The following is a 16956-nucleotide window of genomic DNA, read 5'->3' on the forward strand; positions in this document are numbered from 1 at the left end:
TCCCTGCATCGACAAAGCCATTGGCAATGATATCAAGATGCAGGAAAACACCAATGTGATCTTCCTTACCGGCGCGAACATGGCAGGGAAATCCACTTTGATGAAATCCATCGGTATAAGTATTTATCTCGCGCATATGGGCTTCCCCATCGCAGCAAAATCCTTTGAATTCTCTGTACGTGAAGGCATGTATTCCTCTATCAACGTAGCGGACAATATCGGCCTTGGTTACAGCCATTTCTATGCGGAAGTGGTGCGCGTGAAACAAGCTGCCGATGCAGCAGCCAGCGGCAAAAGATTATTATTAATGTTCGATGAACTGTTCAAAGGCACCAATGTGAAAGATGCTTATGATGGTACGCTGGCAGTAACGGAAGCCTTTGCCGAATACCAGGATTGTTTATTCATTGTAAGCACCCATATCATTGAAGTGGGCGAAGCATTGAAAGAAACGAATAATATCCAGTTCAGGTTCATGCCAACCATCATGGATGGCGCCAGGCCAAGGTATACTTATATTTTGGAAGAAGGCATCACCGAAGACAGGCAGGGCATGATGATCATCCGGAATGAAGGGATATTGGAAATGCTGAAGAACTGATCTGCCGAAACAACAAAGTGTGTCCTCAATCCGGGGACACACTTTGGCATTATAAGATAGGAATCACGGACGATTACTTACTTTGGTCAATTCAAGGTCCGCAAGGAAACGGACAGTAGCCAGGTTTGGGTTGTTTATGGTAAACTTCAATTTGATATTACCATTGGCATCCCTTGCATTTACACCAGAGGGGTCCAGCACGCCCCAGTAATTTCGTCTCCCTTGCCCATAGGCATTCACTACAGACAAAATTTTTCCCGCATTGTCAAACGTAATGCGAGGTGTAAAGCTGCCAAATGCTGTTTCATCACTATCATCCAGGAAGGGGAAATAATAGCCCTGGGCAAACTGCGAAAATAGCATTACGGATTGTTCGTCTGTGGTTCTTAACTCAACCAGATGACCGAACATTCCCGAGATCAATGGATCTGTGACGGCACTGAAATTACCCCCCATTTTGTAGATCCCATCGAATGGATTCCGGGTTTCGAAGTACACGAGTATCTCATTTTGTGATCCATCGATAGTGGCAAATTCTTTGTTGGTAGATAGCATTTGAAAGCCCAATGCATAACTATGGCCCTCCAGATTGGAAGGATTGCCTGTAATGGTGATATAGCCAGTGCGGCTTCCTTTGGGGATCACCAGGTCCAGACTGCTGACCTTGAAAAGATTGTCTGGCGGCAGTTCCAGGTCAGGATCATCGGCTACCAGGTCATCCCTTCTCTGGAGGGTAATGGTGATATCCTCTCTGGCAACGGAGTCTTTCGAGTTGAGGGTTACTGTTAGCAGGCGGACGGTTGTGTCTTTGTTGCCGGGGAAAAAACTGGTACCACCATCGCTTTCCTGGAAGTAAGCAACATCAAGGAAGCCGATCCCGGAAGAGCCATACTTCTGATCGTCCAGGTTCTTATCCTTCAGACAGGAGCTGAAAGTTGCAGCCAGCATTGTTGAGAGGCATACTATTTTGAATGATTTCATGCAAATGTTTTTTTAGGTTGAACAGTCAACTATTTATCCCAGAATATGGCAGAGGTGAAAGGATCGATATTACCTTCCTTTTCTACATTCTCTGCATTGAAGGAGTATTCCCTTTGCGGATACAGGAGTCGTAAAGGGATATGTGGCCCTGCTCCGCTCATAACAGACCTGGGAACATCGGGCACGCCTACCCTTCGATAGTCTACCCATGGTTCGAAATTATTGAGGCCGATCATGGCCAGGTATTTTTGTTGTATGATCAGTTCTATCTTTTCCTGATCAGTGGTTGCCTGCGACCAATCCACGATGCTATTACCTGAAGCCAGGTATTCATTGGCAGCGGTGATAGCAGCTGCTTCATTGCCTCCTGCATTAAGCCAGATAAACGATTCGGTCACTGCCTTCCTGTATGCTTCCTCAGCATTCCCGGTTAGCCATCCGCGTTGTATGGCCTCGGCCTGCAGGAAAAGACTTTCCACGGAAGTGAACCACCATTGGCTTTGGGAAGGTCCTTTTGCAAATGCGGGGCCGCCTACACCCGATGTGGCAGATGCACTGGGGCGGCTGGCAGAGCCATCGCCAAGATCATACCCCCTGTACAATTCACCACCAACAGGACTTGTTGCTGCTGCAAATACATATTCCAAACGTACGTCGTCATTATCCCTGAAAAGCCCCAGGATATAATTGTTCGCGCGATTGTAATTATCAGCAGGGCCATTGTTCACATTGAGCACATAGGTGTCATAAAATGGGCTTTGCTTGTTCACATCCTGAACATATCCCGGATTGACAGAAACAGTTTCTTTGGAACCGATCAATCCAGCTCCATCATTCAATATCTTGTTGATCTCTCCGCTTACATCCATACCTGTTTCACTGAGGTGGATCAGTATCTTCAGTCTTTGCGTGTTCACTAGTTTTCTCCAGGCATTCGGATCACCATGGAACATCACATCTGCCTCCTCAATCCTGTCGTTTCCTTCGGCAGTGACAGTTTTGAGGATAGCGGAAGCTGTATCCAGTTGTTTCAGCAAATCCTGGTAAATGATTTCTCCTTTATCATAAGCAGGTTGAAGATGATTCACCAGGTCAAATGCCTGGAAGTATGGAACATTATTATATTGATCCACCAGGTACATGAAACCGGAGGTTTTCAACAACTTGGCTATTGCCACATAGAACGGTTGTTCCAGCGCTTTGGCTTTTTGTTCCATCACATGGTTATCATAGAGGACCTGGTACCAGCTGCCCCATTGTGTACGTTCAAATGAAGAGGTGATGCGGTATCCGTCCTGATCTATATTCACGCCATAAGCTCCGGACTTTACCCAATACCCCATCCAGTGAGCAGAATAATTGTATGCCACGGCTGTTCTGGTAGCGAAAGCGTTTTGTATTCTTGAGAGCAACATATCGGGTTTCATCAGATCTTCCGTTGGCAGGTTCGGGTTCTTGTTTATATCGAGCATTTTTGTACAGGCTGCTGTCCCCAGCAACAGTATCAGAAAAGATCCATGTATGACTTTTTTCATTTTTTCACATTTTATGAATCAGCATTAGAAAGTAACGGTCAGGTTGGCTCCGAAAAGTCTTGTGGGAGGCGTGATCTGGGAATCGTTGAATCCCGTCAGGTTGGCGTTGAACAATGCGTTGGTGGAACTGAAATCGGGGTCGGTGTACTGGTTGCTTGCGGGCAGCCAGAGCGCCAGGTTCCGTGCATTGAGTGTGATGGTGGCGGCCTTTACAACTTTCAGGGGAGCCAGCCATCTGGCAGGCAGGTTGTACCCGAGACTCACTTCACGGACCCTCCAGGAAGCTGCGCTGGTAAGAAAATTCGATGACACATCACTGAAAGTATTGGTATAGAAATCGGTCACATCATGAAGTACACGATCCCTGTTCACTACCATTTTTCCGGTGCCATCATCGTATACTGAATTGGGAAACACGAAAGGATTTCTGTGATTCACTGCTGAAGCTGCGGAAACACCTGTCCACGCCATATCAGGACCGATGCCATTGAATGTATAATGACCCGTCTTGAATTCCAGGGTGGCAGTCAGGCTCAATCCTCTCCAGCTAATCTCCGGATTGAATCCCAGTATCCAGAGCGGGGCTGTTCTTCCATATACTTTATTCACAGGATCAACTGACGGTAAGCCAGTTTCATCTACAATCACGCGTCCCTGGTCATCACGCACATAATCTATAGCCATCCATACGAATGCAGGCTGGCCGGCAATCGCAAAGTTGGATGCGATGCTCCAGCCACCGATACCCAGCCTGTCGAGATTTCTATAGATACTATGGATCTTGCTATCGTTATAAGAGGCGTTGGCTTTGAAGTTGACGGTTACATCACCAAGATTAACAAGCGGCGTCAGCTTAAGATCGAACTCCATACCACGGTTCACGAAAGAAGCAGCATTCAGGAAGTAGCTTCCAAATCCTGTTGGGTCAGTAACACTGATGGGAATGATCTGATCCGTATTGTTCTGGTGGTAGAATGCAGCTTCAATATTTACCCTGTTATTGAAAAACCCGATCTCCAGACCAATTTCCTTGCTGTTGATGAACTCAGGTTTCAGTTGCGGATCGTATGCTACTTCGTCTGCAGTATATCCGATCACACCTCCGTAGGGAAAACCCATGGTCTGGTTCTGCTCGTAAACAGCGGCCAGTGAATAAGGATTCACATCGGAGTTACCGGTCTTCTGGATATTACCCCGCAATTTCAAATAAGAAATGGTCTTGCTTTCCTTCAGTGGCGTGATCACATCACTCAATACAAAAGAAGTGCTGACACCGGGATAGAAGAAGGAATTGTTGTTGTTGGCAAGAACGGAAGTCCAGTCATTACGTCCTGTGAATTCGATATTCGCCCATCCTTTATATGAAAGACCTGCAGTTGCATACACGCCAAAAGTCCTGGAACGAAGCAGTTCATTATTCCCGCTCAATTCACCCAGGCGGCTACCTACATTGTATAGACCGGGGATGATCAGGTTGGCCGCACCCACACTGGCTTCCTTACGGTCCGATTGCCTGAAATACTGACCGGCAATGGCTGATACCTTAAAGTTGCCGTAACTTTTATTGAATTGCAAATTCAACTCGGACGACAAACGGCTCTTCCTGTAATTTGTTTCTCTTGTAGAAACCGGCACAGTTACAAATCCCCTGCTCTCTCCGAAAGGACTGGCCAGCTCTCCCTTCGAGATGCTTTGTACATTGCCGCTCGTAAGGCTCAACGCCGCGCGGTATACCACATTCAAGTATGGCAGTGGCTTCAGACCCAGTTCGATATTCGTAAGCAGATCATCAACCTTGCCCGCCTGCCTCCAGTTGTCCAGGGCAAAATAAGGGTTCAGGCCATAATCGTTGAAGTAGTTATTGAATTTGGAAAACTGATCATTTTCGAAATCTTTGAACTTCGTGATGGGAATATGCGCGGGCGTATTGTAGATAAGGTTCATCAGGCCGCTATTCAACCCGGCATTCCTGTATGTAATGTGATAGAAATTCATCCTGTCCGGATCAAAGGCATCATAATTCTGTTGAATGTAATTAGTATTAAAGGATGCCTTGAATATGCCATAATCCCTGGCAGTATTCAGCCTCACGCCAGTTCGCCTGTTCTTGTCTCCCGGTACAACACTTGTCATTTTTGCGTCCTGGAAACTCAACAGGAAGTCCTTTGCAGAAATACTCACATTCGATTGAAAGATCGTTCCGGTATTCCAGAATTTTTTTCTTTCGTCAGTTGGACTGTAAACAACTGATTGTTTACTACCATCTGGCAAGGTCGGCCCTAACTGCCTGGTGCTGCCATCATAAGCAGGCCCCCATGACCAGTTCTCTTTGGGCAGGTAAGAGCCATAAGCGCCGCTACCAAATTCAGTTTGCAGAACCGGATAAAAAGACACTCTTTCCATCTGTGCAGTCTGGCTCACAATTATGGAAGGTTTACCATCACGGCCTGCTTTTTTGGTAGTAACCACGATAACACCATTACGGGCATCAGGGCCATACAATCCGGCACTGGCAGCGCCTTTCAGAATGTTCACATCCTGAATATCGTTTGGGTTGATGGAATTGAGATAGTCGATGGGAGTTGGAATTCCATCCAGCAGCAGCATTGGATTGTTGTTTCCCATCAGTGAACGGATGCCCCGCAGGTTGATGCGAACATTGGCAAAAATTCCATTGTTCAACGTAGTGATGTTGAGGCCGGACACTTTGCCCTGTAATCCATTTGCCACATTCACCGGGCTGCTGCGGTTGATTTCCGAAGCAATCACTTTTGCTGTTGAATAACCCAGCTCTTTCCGCTGACGCTGGATTCCCAACGCAGTAACCACTACTTCCTGCAATTGATCATTGGTTGCAGGTTCAAGTGTAACCAATATGTCCCCGGAAACAAGAACAATCTTGGTTTTAAATCCCGTTGCAGAAATTACCAAACTGTCATTTGCTGTAGCTGAGATGGAGAAGTAGCCATTGTTATCAGCAGAAACAGACTTGGAACTCCCCTTTACGTTCACGGTAGCAAACATGACCGGCTCCCCCTTGTTGTCTCGGATAACGCCGGAGACGGGGGTCTGCCGGGCATGTAACCATAGTAACTGTGCAGCACTAAGATTAGAATAAGCAGTTTTCTCATGATTAGAATTGAGTTGGTGACAAATGATAACAAGACAACCACACAGGAAGCAGAATATCGGATTGCCTGATCAAAAGCTATTATCCAACTACGAGCTGCCCGATTTCAATAACAGGAATACATAAAGAAAAGCAGCGCAAACCCTAGACCTTACAATCGCTGAAACCCTTTCCCATCAAGGCTTATCAGTCGATATCATTAATTGTTCCAGCCTATTTTCCCGATGAAATCACTTTAATCGCCGATGAACGGTTCACGGCAATTCCAGCGGGCTGATCCATGCCAATAACACTGAATCATTCACCAATAAAGAGCAATCACGCAGCACTTATTTTTCTTCTCTTGGCGGTTTGAACAAAGTACCTTTAGCCGTATGAAAAGATTGCCGTTAGTGCCCGTACTCCTGCTGTTCTGTTGCACCTCTGCACTGTGCCAAACCATGGATGAAATGTGGGATGACCGCTCCAACGGAAAAGAACACCCGAATATTAAATGGTTCAAAGACGCCAAATTCGGAATGTTCATTCACTGGGGCCTGTATTCAAAACTCGGCGGCGAATGGAAGGGAAAGAAATACTATGGCAGCGGCGAGTGGATCATGAGCCAGGGAAAGATCCCTGTGAAAGAATATGAACAGGTGGCGGCAGAATTCAATCCCATCGGTTTCAATGCGGATGAATGGGCGCAACTGGCGGCCGATGCAGGCATGAAATATATGGTGATCACCGCCAAACATCATGAAGGCTTTTCCATGTACGATTCAAAAGTGACCAGCTTTGATATGGTTGACGCCACGCCATATGGTAAAGACCCGATGAAACCCTTGTCTGAAGCCACGCGCAAACGCGGTATACGATTTGGGTTTTATTATTCACAGTTCCAGGACTGGTATGAGCCAAATGGCGGCAAAAACAGCTGGGATTTTGACGAAACAAAAAAGAACTATCAACTTTATTACCAGCAGAAAGCCATTCCACAGATCAAAGAATTACTCACGCAATACGGCCCGCTCGGCATCCTATGGTTCGATACGCCGGGAGGTATGACTAAAGAACAAACGCAAACCTTTATCGATTCACTTCGGTTACTCCAGCCCGGTTGTTTGTTCAGCAGCCGCGTAGGACATGGCCTGGGTGATTACAAGGACCTTGGTGACTCCGAGATCCCGCCTACCCCACTGCGCGGCGCCTGGGAATCTTTGTACACGCATAACGATTCATGGGGCTATATTCAACATGATCTCAATTTCAAAACGCCTGAAGCGCTCATTCAACTGCTGGCGCAGGTGGCTTCCCGTGGAGGCAACCTCCTGCTCAATGTTGGCCCCGATGGTGATGGCCGCATTCCTGATTACAGTATTAAATTTCTCCGCGAAACAGGCAACTGGCTGAGGGCAAACGGAGCATCCATTTACGGCACCAGCTCCGGTCGTATCCCCGACCAGCCCTGGGGTGTAAGTACCTCCGCTCCCGGCAAACAATTCCTGCATGTGCTGAAGATGCCTGCAGATCATCAGTTGCTGGTGCCGCTGCAAAAAAACGTTAGCGTTTCCAAACTGTATTTGCTGAGAAATAAACAGGCGCTGAAGTTTACAGCACACGGGAATGATATCCATATTCAGCTTCCATCCAATCTTCCTGCTTCCGCCAACCACGTAGTGGTAATGGAATACAAAGGATCATTACCGGACTATGATCTGAAAGTTCCGGTAACAGTATCTCCGCAATTCAGCCAAAACAATATTGAAGCAGTGCACGCGGCCTTGCAGGGAAATGGACAGATCAGGAGTGTTACTTACAGTCATTATTACGGCGACTGGAAGCATACTACCTGCATCACTGATATCAAGGACAGTACAGATGAGATCCGTTTCAACCTGCGCATCACTGCTCCCGGAGATTACAGGGTGATCATGGAATATGCCTGCGAACCTGCCTCCGCCAAACAGGAGGGCATTCTTTTTTTCAATGACCAACCGATGTATTTCAGAACGCTGAAAACCGGCAGCTTTGAAAAAACTGCGCCGTTGTTATTCATCAAACAGGTGGCAGGCATCGTGCGTACAAAAGCAGGACTGGCGGAGATCCGTATCCGGCCTGCATTCAATGGAAAGGAATTGTTCAAATTGAAATCTGTGATCATAGAGCCGGTGAAATAATGCAATACAAACTGGCAGGGCGTGTATCGGAAGATGCACGCCTTTTTGTTGTACCTTACAATGCAGAAAAAAGGTTCCTCCATCAGGCTCAAATCGAAAACCCATGAATTTTTCTATTCAGCCAATTCTCGAAAACGATACAGTGAAACTACTCCCATTGCAGCCTTCAGATTTCGAAGCGCTTTATCAAACTGCTTCCGATCCGAAGATCTGGGAGCAGCATCCTACCCCTGATCGCTGGAAGCGCGAAGTATTCAGCAAGTTCTTCGAAGGCGCAGTAGAGAGCAAGGGAGCCTTCATTATCATCGATAAGAAAACCGGCGAATATGCAGGCAGTACACGCTTTTATGGGTATGATGAAACAGACAGCAGCATCAGGATCGGTTATACATTTTATGCCACTAAATACTGGGGCACAGGCTTCATCCCGATGGTGAAGAAACTGATGATGGACTACATTTTTCAATTTGCAGACAATCTATACCTGGAGGTGGGCGCTTCCAATATCCGCTCACAAATTGCAGTCCTCAGACTAGGAACGAAAAAGATAAAAGAAGAAATGATATCTTACTATGGCGAAGAACCGAAATTGAATTTTATATATGGTATCACGAAGGCGGAATATCAACCATAACTTGTGATCTGCCATTGGCACAATGAGAGCGCTTCCGGTGAAGCGCTCTGAAAAAATGTAAAAAGAGAAAATCTATTTCAGTTTGTAAACGGCCGTGACATTGTGTTTCCCTTTGCCAGATGTAAACGTGGTAGTAACTACCATCTTGTTTCCGGAAACTTCTTTCACCGTCATCGTCTGCGGCTTATCTGTGTCATGGTGTTTCACCGTAAGTTGTTTGGTTCCGGCATTGTACTTCCAGTTGCCTGATTCGGTAACAGTTTCCTCTTCTTCATCGCATTTACTGGCGCCTTCATGCTTCATGACAGTACCGCCGGTCTTGTACATTTCAGCATCATCCTTTTCACAATCTTCCAGCATCACCCTGATATCGGTATCTGCCTTTCCATCCATATTGAGATCGATGGCCGGTGAAACAACGGATGATTCAAGTATCCAGTATTTGTCTGCAAAAGGCGCTTTCTGATCAGCAGGGATAGTGAATGCGGTGGCGATGGAAGCGCTGATGAGAATGGTCAGCGCCAGGAATGTTTGACTTGTTTTCATGGGTCAATGATAGAAAAAACCAGAGCAATTGCAACGGGCCGTTCGATAAATATTCAAATTCTGGCGACGAATTGCAGAAATACCGGTACGGATTACCTGATATCCATCATGAATTTTTCAGGGGCCGCTGTCAGAACGGGAATACTGCAGGATATTTTTCTTTCCTGAATACCTACATTTGCTGCCATGATCCAACTGCAACTGACATTTACAGGAAACGGGCAACAATGCTCCGCCGCAGTTGAACTGGAAGGCATCGCTGATTCCTGGGATGCCGATGTACAGGTATCGGGCCATCCAACTATACACCATCTTCATATCAAATTCTGGCTGGGCTCTTTTCTTATGCCGGTTTTCGACAACAGGCAGGACGCTGTATTTTTTGAGCCGCTTTTGGAAATGATAGATGAGCAGGCAAAGGAGAATTTGCCAACAGAATTTGAATGATCCTTTTCCGCAGGTCTGCATAAAAAACCGGAGCGCATGGCCCCGGTTCCCAATCTTACATTATCCTCTGATCGTTTATTCACCCAGTACTTTTATTTCTGTCCGCCTGTTTTGCTGATGCTCAGCCTCTGAACATGCGATTCCATTTTTACATTTATTGATCAACTGTGTTTCCCCATATCCTTTCGCCTCCATTCTGTGCCGTGCAATGCCATTGTTCACCAGGTAATTCACCACGCTTTGCGCCCTGGATTGCGATAATCGCATATTATGACCATCACTGCCCCTTGAATCCGTATGGGCAGACAATTCAACACGCAGGGCAGGATTATCGCGCAGGAAGATCAGCAATTTCTTCAGATCGCTGCTGGCATCATCCCTCAAAGCAGCGCTGTTGAGATCGTAGTAGATATTGTTGAGCGTGATCTTCTTTCCTTTGGATGCTTCTTCAACTCCCAGTTCGATCTGAACGTACAATACCTGGCTTCTCTTGAGACCTTTGGTAGATACTTTTTCAATATTGGAAATATATCCTGCTTTTTTTCCCACCACATTGAAATCCGACTCGGCTTCCAGCTGGAACCTGAATTCACCTGTGCCCGACTGTGAGGAAGCCTGGCGAACGCCGTTATTCGTTTCATTGGTGAGGGTTGCCAGTGCGCCGCCTTCAGGGTCCAGCGTGGTCTTGTTCACTACTTTACCGGAAAGCGTAAACCTTGGGTCATTATGGTACAAAGTGCGTTCAATCGATCCCGTTGTATTGAAATCCGCTACAGCCACACTGCCTTTGGTGGAACTGATATCATTCAACATTGCTGACATTTCATAAGCGGCGGATGAGGTTTTAGGGAAACGTGCAATACCCTGTTTATCGGTGTAGGCCGACTGCTCCCTTCCATCTGCACCTTTCATCACTACAGTAGCATTGTAAAGCGGCTGACCGGTCTGTTCGTCTTTCACGTGTACGATCACATCCCTTTGTAGGATCACAGGCGTTGCAGGTTGTACAGTTACCGGAGCCGGTGTTGCAACCGGAGGTTTCACTTTAGGTGCTGCCGGTTTTGATTTCTTATCGAACAAACGATAGCTGACCCCAACAAATGCTCCATAGGAAGATAAAGCGGTTTGCTGATAAACAATTTCCGGGTCTTCCGGTTTGCCATTGAATTTGGCATACTGGAAAGGTTCCTCAGTATCGAACTGATGCAAATAATAAACGCCTGCCTGTATGCCGATCCGTTTTACCGGGTAGTAACTGAAACGTAGCTGCGCTTTTGCTGCTGCATGGTATTTTTCATCGTAGCCTGCATGCAGGAAGAGCGGTGTGATCAGTGAACCTGTTACACTGCTGATGGTAGTATTTGCAGACAATGCAGATCCATCCGTACGGGTAACACCACCACGCAAATTCAATTCTGTTGTGAACTGATTGTTTGCCGTCTGGTATTTAAAGGAAGGGCCGATCCCGGCAAAATAACGTTCAAGCTTAGTGGAAGAAGTAGTATAACTATCAACCACCCAGGGTGCCACTTGCTGACTGAATCCTGCCGAATCATATTTGGGTGCTTCGTTGCTGAAGAAATCAGCATCGATACCTACGCCCCACCAGCCCCAGTATTTATCGATACTCAGTCCGCCCATATAACCTTTCAGCGGCATTTTCACCAGCGAAGGCATTTTGCTTTTGGTGGCAAGGTCCATACCTCCGCGGAGCGAGAACTGCCAGTAACGATCATTGCGCTCGGTGGTATCTGATTTAAGTTGGGTAGTTTGACTGAAAGAATCAAAACACAGGAAGATTAACAGTGCATATACGAGGTACTTCATAACATCCTTTTTAGTGAAGAAATACTTGCTCACTGTTATATCCATGCGGGAGGTGGTTTGTTACCCCCTTAATGGATGCGGATATTGCGGGTTATGAAATATTTAACAACCAGGGGGCAGTCCCTTAGCGACTATCGGAATTTGCTCACCTCGGACAGATAAAAGACTATTTTCCAGAGAATTTGGAGTGAATGAAGTTTATGCTTAATATTGCAGCCCCTTATGGGATTGCCCAGATGGCGGAACCGGTAGACGCGCGTGACTCAAACTCACGTTTCGAAAGAAGTGCAGGTTCGATTCCTGTTCTGGGCACGAAAAAATGGTAAGCACCTCACCTGCTTACCATTTTCATTTTAATTAAGTTCATAGCGCATTTCAGTCATGATCTGCTTAAAACCGGCTTTCTCATAAGCCTTCACCGCAGCTATATTTTCAGTATAAACCTGCAACCTTACCTCCCTCAATCCCTTTGATCTTACCCAGTCTTTCAATCCTTCGATCAATTGCTGGTTCAAGCCCCGCCCCCTGAATTCCGGATGCACAAACATGAAACCAAGGTGAGCATATTCCTTGTGTTTCAGGTAGGATTTTGCAGCCCTGATCTGCGCATAACCACAACCAACCAGCCGGCCATCGATTTCAATCACCAGCAGTTCGGAGTTTTCACTTTCAATCAATTCTTTAAGATCATAGTAGATGAGATCCCCTTCCTGTAATGTCACATCAAACGGCCTTTCAGCATTCACCAGCATCTGCAGGTATCCGGATAGTACAGGAAGATCATTCAAAGTAGCGGGTCTTATCATATGAGTTTTCATCGGATTATTTTGTGGTTTTACCGTATTTGATTAAATTAAAAGATGCATAAATTCATCTTTATCCTGGTCTTTCTCCCTGCAATTTACCATGCAAACTGCCAACCGATCAAGAAAAATGAAGCCAGTCTGCCCGACAGCCTCACCACAGCTGTTACCGGTAATTATTATACAAACTTCCATAGCATTTTGATTTCGAAAAACGGGAAATTATTTTATGAAAACTATTTCAACGGATGGAGCAAGGATTCACTCCAGGATTCCCGCTCAGCCTTTAAATCCATTACAAGCATTCTTACAGGTATTGCCATTGATAAGGGCCTGATTGAAGATGTCAACCAGAAAGTCTATTCTTTCTTTCCTGAGTTTACTGATTTCTCAGGCAATAATGCCTGGAAAAAAGAAATGACAATTGAAAATCTATTACGAATGGAATCAGGTTTCGACTGTGAGGAATTCAATGACGGCAAAGATTGCGAAACCGAAATGATGAACTCAAAAGACTGGGTAAGCTTCTCCCTTGGTCTACCTATGAAACACAAACCAGGATCAGTCTGGGCCTATACTTCATGCGACCCGATGATCCTGAGCGGCATCATTAGCCGCGTTGCGAAAATGTCTTTAATGGAATTCGTGAAAAAAGCTTTTGACCTCATGGCTAAATATATTATTCCTGCTTTTCAACAATGAAAAACTGCAATATTATTTCAGGTACCTGAGCGCAACGCCTCCATTCCTGAACATCTTAGACCCAACCGGTTTCAACCGTAATTGCTCCTGCAACCTTGCATGGTCCAGCAATCGCCTTCCCTCTCCCGCAATAACCGGCTGTATTACGAAAATGAATTCATCCACCAGCCCCAGTTCAATCAACTGCCCGGGAATGGAAACACCTCCCGTCATCAGTGATTTGCCTGGTTGCTGTTTCAGTTTCAGGATCTCTTCTTTAATATCTGTTCCAACGATCCTTGTCTTGCTGTCTTCAACACTGGTCAAAGTTTTTGAAAACACCAGCTTGTCCACCGCATCAAACTTCACCGCAAAATCATTCATGGCTTTTGTTGGACCAGACAGGCTCTTTGCCATATCCGGCCAGAAAGGGACCATCAGTTCATAGGTCTTGCGGCCATAAACAAAAAGATCAGTCTCATCCATAAGTGCAGTGAAATAGTCATGTATCTCTTCATCCGCGATCCCTTTCGTATGATCGCAGCAACCATCTAAGGTCAGGTTGATGGCGTAGATCAGGTTTCTCATTCGATTGCTTTGGGTTTATATTATTGACGGCTGGTTTCAGTTTGAGTGAAAAGATTTCCTGAACTGTTGCGGCGACAATTTCGTTTTCAATTTAAAGAACTTACTGAAGGATTGAGGATGCTCAAACCCCAGCTCATACGCGATCTCACTTACCGCCAGCCCCGTGGCAGATAGTTTCTCCTTCGCTTTCCCGATCAGCTTGTCGTGGATATGCTGCTGCGCCGTTTGACCAGTCAATACTTTCAACAAACTGCTCAAATATTTAGGCGAAATATTCAGCGCTGCAGAAAGATCCTGCACAGTTGGCAAACCTTTCGTCAACAAATCATCTTTTTCCAACCAATCGTTCAGCACAGTTTCCATGTGCGACAATATATGATGGTTCGAGATCTTTCTCGTTATGAATTGCCTGTTGTAATAACGCTCTGAATAATTCAACAACACTTCCAGGTGAGAGATAATGATGCTTTGGCTGAACTTATCGATATTGGAGTGATATTCCTCTTTTATATGCTGCAACACGCCATTCAACGTTTTTTCTTCTTTATCAGAAAGAAATAAAGCCTCATTCACCGCGTAATCAAAAAACTCGAAATGCCCGATATGCTTCGCCAGGGTAGTATTCCATAAGAAATCCGGATGGACCAGTAACATCCACCCGGAACGCTTACTTGTTTCTTCGGGCTCAGCTTCGATCCTGAAGACCTGGTTGGGAGCCATGAAGAACATCACGCCTTCATCAAAATCATATTCCTGCTGACCATATTTGATTTTTGCCTGCAATCCCTTCTTTACCGAGATCATGTAAAAATCCAATACCCAATTCACTTCGCTGATATCGGCACTTCGTTTGATGGAACTGTAATCCACGATACTGATCAGTGGATGTTCCGGTTTTGGCAATCCCCTGAGCAGATGAAACTCAGTGATCGTTTTGATCCTTTTTGTATTGAGGCCTGCCATTTTTTGAATTAGTGATTGAAATTACGAACTAATCTGCGCAATGCTGTATCAATGAGTAGCGAAATAGACCTTAGAAAATTCTTTAGCGAAATCGGCCAGCTTCACCTTCCCCAATGCGGGTTGATTGCGGTAATAATCTTCATATAAAAGCCCGCTGCGCTGTGCAGCCTGCATTTCAATAAAGCCTTTCGCCACCTGCGGGTTGAATCCGGTACCGATCCAATTGTTCAGTAACTGTTCATCCGGGATCACCTTCCACTGCAGATCAGGCATTCCAATGGCTTCCCCCAGTGCTATGGCGATTTCATCCGGGCTAATTTCATCACTCGCAATATACCTAACCGTTCTGCTGCTGAAAGGTTTCCCCGCTTCTTCTGCAATCACATCAGCAATATCCAGCGGTGATACCCAGGGTTCTTTTTTGTTCCCTCCGTAATTTGAAACGATGGCTCCCTGCTCCCTGATTGAATTCACAAAGGAGAAGAGGTTGATATAAAATCCCACAGGGCGCATGAACTTGATGGATACATGCTCAGGAAGGTTTCAGTCAAAAAGCCAGCGTCATAGATACTGCCGGTGGCAGCTTTGGCGCCAAGGGATTCAATGGTATTCTGCCGTTCAGGATTACTGCTGATCACAGTAACATCAAATCCATCTTTCACTAAGTTTTCGGTAAGAGGCCTGCCGATATTTCCCAGGGAACCTGTTAAAACAATTTTCATTTTTAGTTTTTTTGTTGGTACAAAATTCAACTGCAAATGAAAATCGCAACTAACCAAAAGGCAGAACAATGAAGCCAAATTGCACTATTATCTATCAGGACCAGGCTCCCTGGCATCTCTTTTCATTGCCATCGATGCAAGCCAGTACAGAAGCCAAATGGCAGAGAATGCCACCAGCCCGATAAGATTGTATTTCACATCTTCGGGATCATAGCGGCCATGAATTCTGACGCGGAAGAACTTATTGGAATACTCCTGCGCATACTCTATCGAGATGCTGAACAGGTAGAGTATCACAAAGATCAAAACATGACGGAACAGCTTCCTGTTGGTGAAGAGAATATTCAGGAATGCCGCAGCGAGGAAGTAGAAAGCTGCATGCAGGAATTTGTCGTGGTGCCTGAAAACAGAAGGGAGTTTCACCATAAAGCCTATAATCGAAGCTACCAGGCACAGGAACACCAATATTACTTTTCCCCAGTTGTTCAATTTAAATGCCATCGTGTACGGTTAATCGAAAACTACAGTTTTATTTCCATAAACAAATACCCTGTCTTCCAGCACCAGTCGCAGTCCTCTCGCCAGCACGGCCGTTTCGATCTCCTTCCCTGCCTTCACCATATCCGAAGTTGTGGCGGAATGATTTACAGGGATGATCTGTTGCGATACAATCGGGCCTTCATCCAGTTGATCGGTAACAAAGTGAGCAGTAGCGCCGATCAGCTTCACGCCACGCTCGAATGCCTGCTTATAGGGATGCGCTCCCGCGAATGCAGGCAGGAAAGAATGATGGATATTGATGATACGCATCGGGTATTTTGCTACGAATTCCGGCGATAAGATCCGCATGAATTTAGCCAGCACAATATAGTCGGGCGCATATTGCTCAACGATAGCTTCCAGTTGCTGCTCAAACAATACACGTGCAGAAGACGGTGCTTCGATCTTATGATAAGGAATATCAAAACGGCGGCAAATATCTTCCAAAGTATCATAATGCCCGATCACGGCCTGTACCTGCGCTCCCAGAGATTGAAAATAATGGCGGATCAGGATATCGGCCAGGCAATGGTATTCCTTCGTCACCAGCACCACGATCTTCTTTTCCGGCTGTGGATTCACTTTCACTACAGCATCGGAAGGCAATACCCTGAGTAGTTGCTGTTCCAGCCCTTCCACTTCCTGCTCCTGTTCGGCCACCACGCGCATAAAAAAGAGATTCGCCTGTTTGTCCACATGTTCGCGCAGCGACACGATATTCAATTGCTCAGCAGCCAGCACACCGGAAATAGCGGCCACCAGTCCTACCTGGTCCCTGCATTGTATCAGGATGATCATA

Annotated in this window: 17 protein-coding genes and 1 tRNA gene; 6 read left to right on the forward strand and 12 right to left on the reverse strand. The window is 45.9% G+C overall.

Annotated elements, in window-relative coordinates; genetic code table 11:
* On the forward strand, positions 1-601 hold a 601-nt coding region (locus D9Y29_RS00005; RefSeq protein WP_420902502.1), incomplete at its 5' end, for a MutS-related protein.
* A 63-nt stretch (positions 602-664) separates the two neighbouring features.
* On the opposite strand, the gene D9Y29_RS00010 is transcribed toward D9Y29_RS00005, so the two are convergent.
* From D9Y29_RS00010 to D9Y29_RS00020, 3 genes are read right to left on the reverse strand one after another with little or no spacing between them, the layout of a single operon-like run.
* Positions 665-1582 (reverse strand): DUF1735 domain-containing protein, encoded by a 918-nt coding sequence (locus D9Y29_RS00010; RefSeq protein ID WP_127124394.1) that lies wholly within the window; start codon positions 1580-1582, stop codon positions 665-667.
* Between the two features lie 29 nt (positions 1583-1611).
* Positions 1612-3117: a SusD/RagB family nutrient-binding outer membrane lipoprotein gene (locus tag D9Y29_RS00015; protein ID WP_127124395.1), complete on the reverse strand. Its 1506-nt coding sequence runs from the start codon at positions 3115-3117 to the stop codon at positions 1612-1614.
* Positions 3118-3141: 24 nt separating this feature from the next.
* On the reverse strand, positions 3142-6306 hold the full coding sequence (locus D9Y29_RS00020; protein ID WP_338143001.1) for a SusC/RagA family TonB-linked outer membrane protein: 3165 nt from the start codon (positions 6304-6306) through the stop codon (positions 3142-3144).
* A 315-nt stretch (positions 6307-6621) separates the two neighbouring features.
* Here D9Y29_RS00020 and D9Y29_RS00025 point away from each other — a divergent pair, with 315 nt between their 5' ends.
* Together D9Y29_RS00025 and D9Y29_RS00030 are read left to right on the forward strand one after the other, a co-directional pair.
* Positions 6622-8406 (forward strand): alpha-L-fucosidase, encoded by a 1785-nt coding sequence (locus D9Y29_RS00025; protein ID WP_127124397.1) that lies wholly within the window; start codon positions 6622-6624, stop codon positions 8404-8406.
* A gap of 103 nt (positions 8407-8509) precedes the next feature.
* Positions 8510-9040: a GNAT family N-acetyltransferase gene (locus D9Y29_RS00030; RefSeq protein WP_127124398.1), complete on the forward strand. Its 531-nt coding sequence runs from the start codon at positions 8510-8512 to the stop codon at positions 9038-9040.
* Positions 9041-9112: 72 nt separating this feature from the next.
* Here D9Y29_RS00030 and D9Y29_RS00035 read toward each other — a convergent pair whose 3' ends face one another.
* A complete protein-coding gene (locus tag D9Y29_RS00035) occupies positions 9113-9586 on the reverse strand; it encodes a lipocalin family protein (RefSeq protein ID WP_127124399.1) in 474 nt (157 codons plus the stop codon).
* A 186-nt stretch (positions 9587-9772) separates the two neighbouring features.
* On the opposite strand from D9Y29_RS00035, the gene D9Y29_RS00040 reads away from it, so the two are divergent.
* On the forward strand, positions 9773-10033 hold the full coding sequence (locus D9Y29_RS00040; protein ID WP_127124400.1) for a hypothetical protein: 261 nt from the start codon (positions 9773-9775) through the stop codon (positions 10031-10033).
* A gap of 75 nt (positions 10034-10108) precedes the next feature.
* Here D9Y29_RS00040 and D9Y29_RS00045 read toward each other — a convergent pair whose 3' ends face one another.
* Positions 10109-11905 (reverse strand): OmpA family protein, encoded by a 1797-nt coding sequence (locus tag D9Y29_RS00045; RefSeq protein ID WP_127124401.1) that lies wholly within the window; start codon positions 11903-11905, stop codon positions 10109-10111.
* 185 nt (positions 11906-12090) lie between these two features.
* Here D9Y29_RS00045 and D9Y29_RS00050 point away from each other — a divergent pair.
* Positions 12091-12172 (forward strand) — tRNA-Leu (locus D9Y29_RS00050).
* 41 nt (positions 12173-12213) lie between these two features.
* Here the strand turns inward: D9Y29_RS00050 and D9Y29_RS00055 are convergent.
* Positions 12214-12678: a GNAT family N-acetyltransferase gene (locus D9Y29_RS00055; protein ID WP_127124402.1), complete on the reverse strand. Its 465-nt coding sequence runs from the start codon at positions 12676-12678 to the stop codon at positions 12214-12216.
* A gap of 42 nt (positions 12679-12720) precedes the next feature.
* On the opposite strand from D9Y29_RS00055, the gene D9Y29_RS00060 reads away from it, so the two are divergent.
* The gene (locus tag D9Y29_RS00060; protein WP_127124403.1) at positions 12721-13365 is read left to right on the forward strand and encodes a serine hydrolase domain-containing protein; all 645 of its coding nucleotides are present in this window, start codon (positions 12721-12723) and stop codon (positions 13363-13365) included.
* A gap of 12 nt (positions 13366-13377) precedes the next feature.
* Here the strand turns inward: D9Y29_RS00060 and D9Y29_RS00065 are convergent, their stop codons facing one another.
* From D9Y29_RS00065 to purU, 6 genes are read right to left on the reverse strand one after another with little or no spacing between them, the layout of a single operon-like run.
* Positions 13378-13932 (reverse strand): dihydrofolate reductase family protein, encoded by a 555-nt coding sequence (locus D9Y29_RS00065; protein WP_127124404.1) that lies wholly within the window; start codon positions 13930-13932, stop codon positions 13378-13380.
* 36 nt (positions 13933-13968) lie between these two features.
* Positions 13969-14895, reverse strand: a complete 927-nt coding sequence (locus tag D9Y29_RS00070; protein WP_127124405.1) for a helix-turn-helix domain-containing protein — start codon at positions 14893-14895, stop codon at positions 13969-13971.
* 48 nt (positions 14896-14943) lie between these two features.
* The gene (locus D9Y29_RS00075; RefSeq protein ID WP_206513669.1) at positions 14944-15408 is read right to left on the reverse strand and encodes a Rossmann-fold NAD(P)-binding domain-containing protein; all 465 of its coding nucleotides are present in this window, start codon (positions 15406-15408) and stop codon (positions 14944-14946) included.
* Positions 15366-15695, reverse strand: coding sequence for an SDR family oxidoreductase (locus D9Y29_RS26620; RefSeq protein ID WP_206513670.1), 330 nt, complete (start codon positions 15693-15695; stop codon positions 15366-15368). Before D9Y29_RS26620 ends, D9Y29_RS00075 begins: the two co-directional genes overlap by 43 nt.
* A 9-nt stretch (positions 15696-15704) precedes the next feature.
* A complete protein-coding gene (locus D9Y29_RS00080; protein ID WP_127124406.1) occupies positions 15705-16118 on the reverse strand; it encodes a hypothetical protein in 414 nt (137 codons plus the stop codon).
* A 9-nt stretch (positions 16119-16127) separates the two neighbouring features.
* On the reverse strand, positions 16128-16955 hold the full coding sequence (gene purU / locus D9Y29_RS00085; RefSeq protein ID WP_127124407.1) for a formyltetrahydrofolate deformylase: 828 nt from the start codon (positions 16953-16955) through the stop codon (positions 16128-16130).
* Between the last annotated feature and the right edge of the window lies 1 nt (position 16956).

This window comes from Pseudoflavitalea rhizosphaerae, assembly GCF_003991355.1.
GTDB lineage: Bacteria > Bacteroidota > Bacteroidia > Chitinophagales > Chitinophagaceae > Pseudobacter > Pseudobacter rhizosphaerae.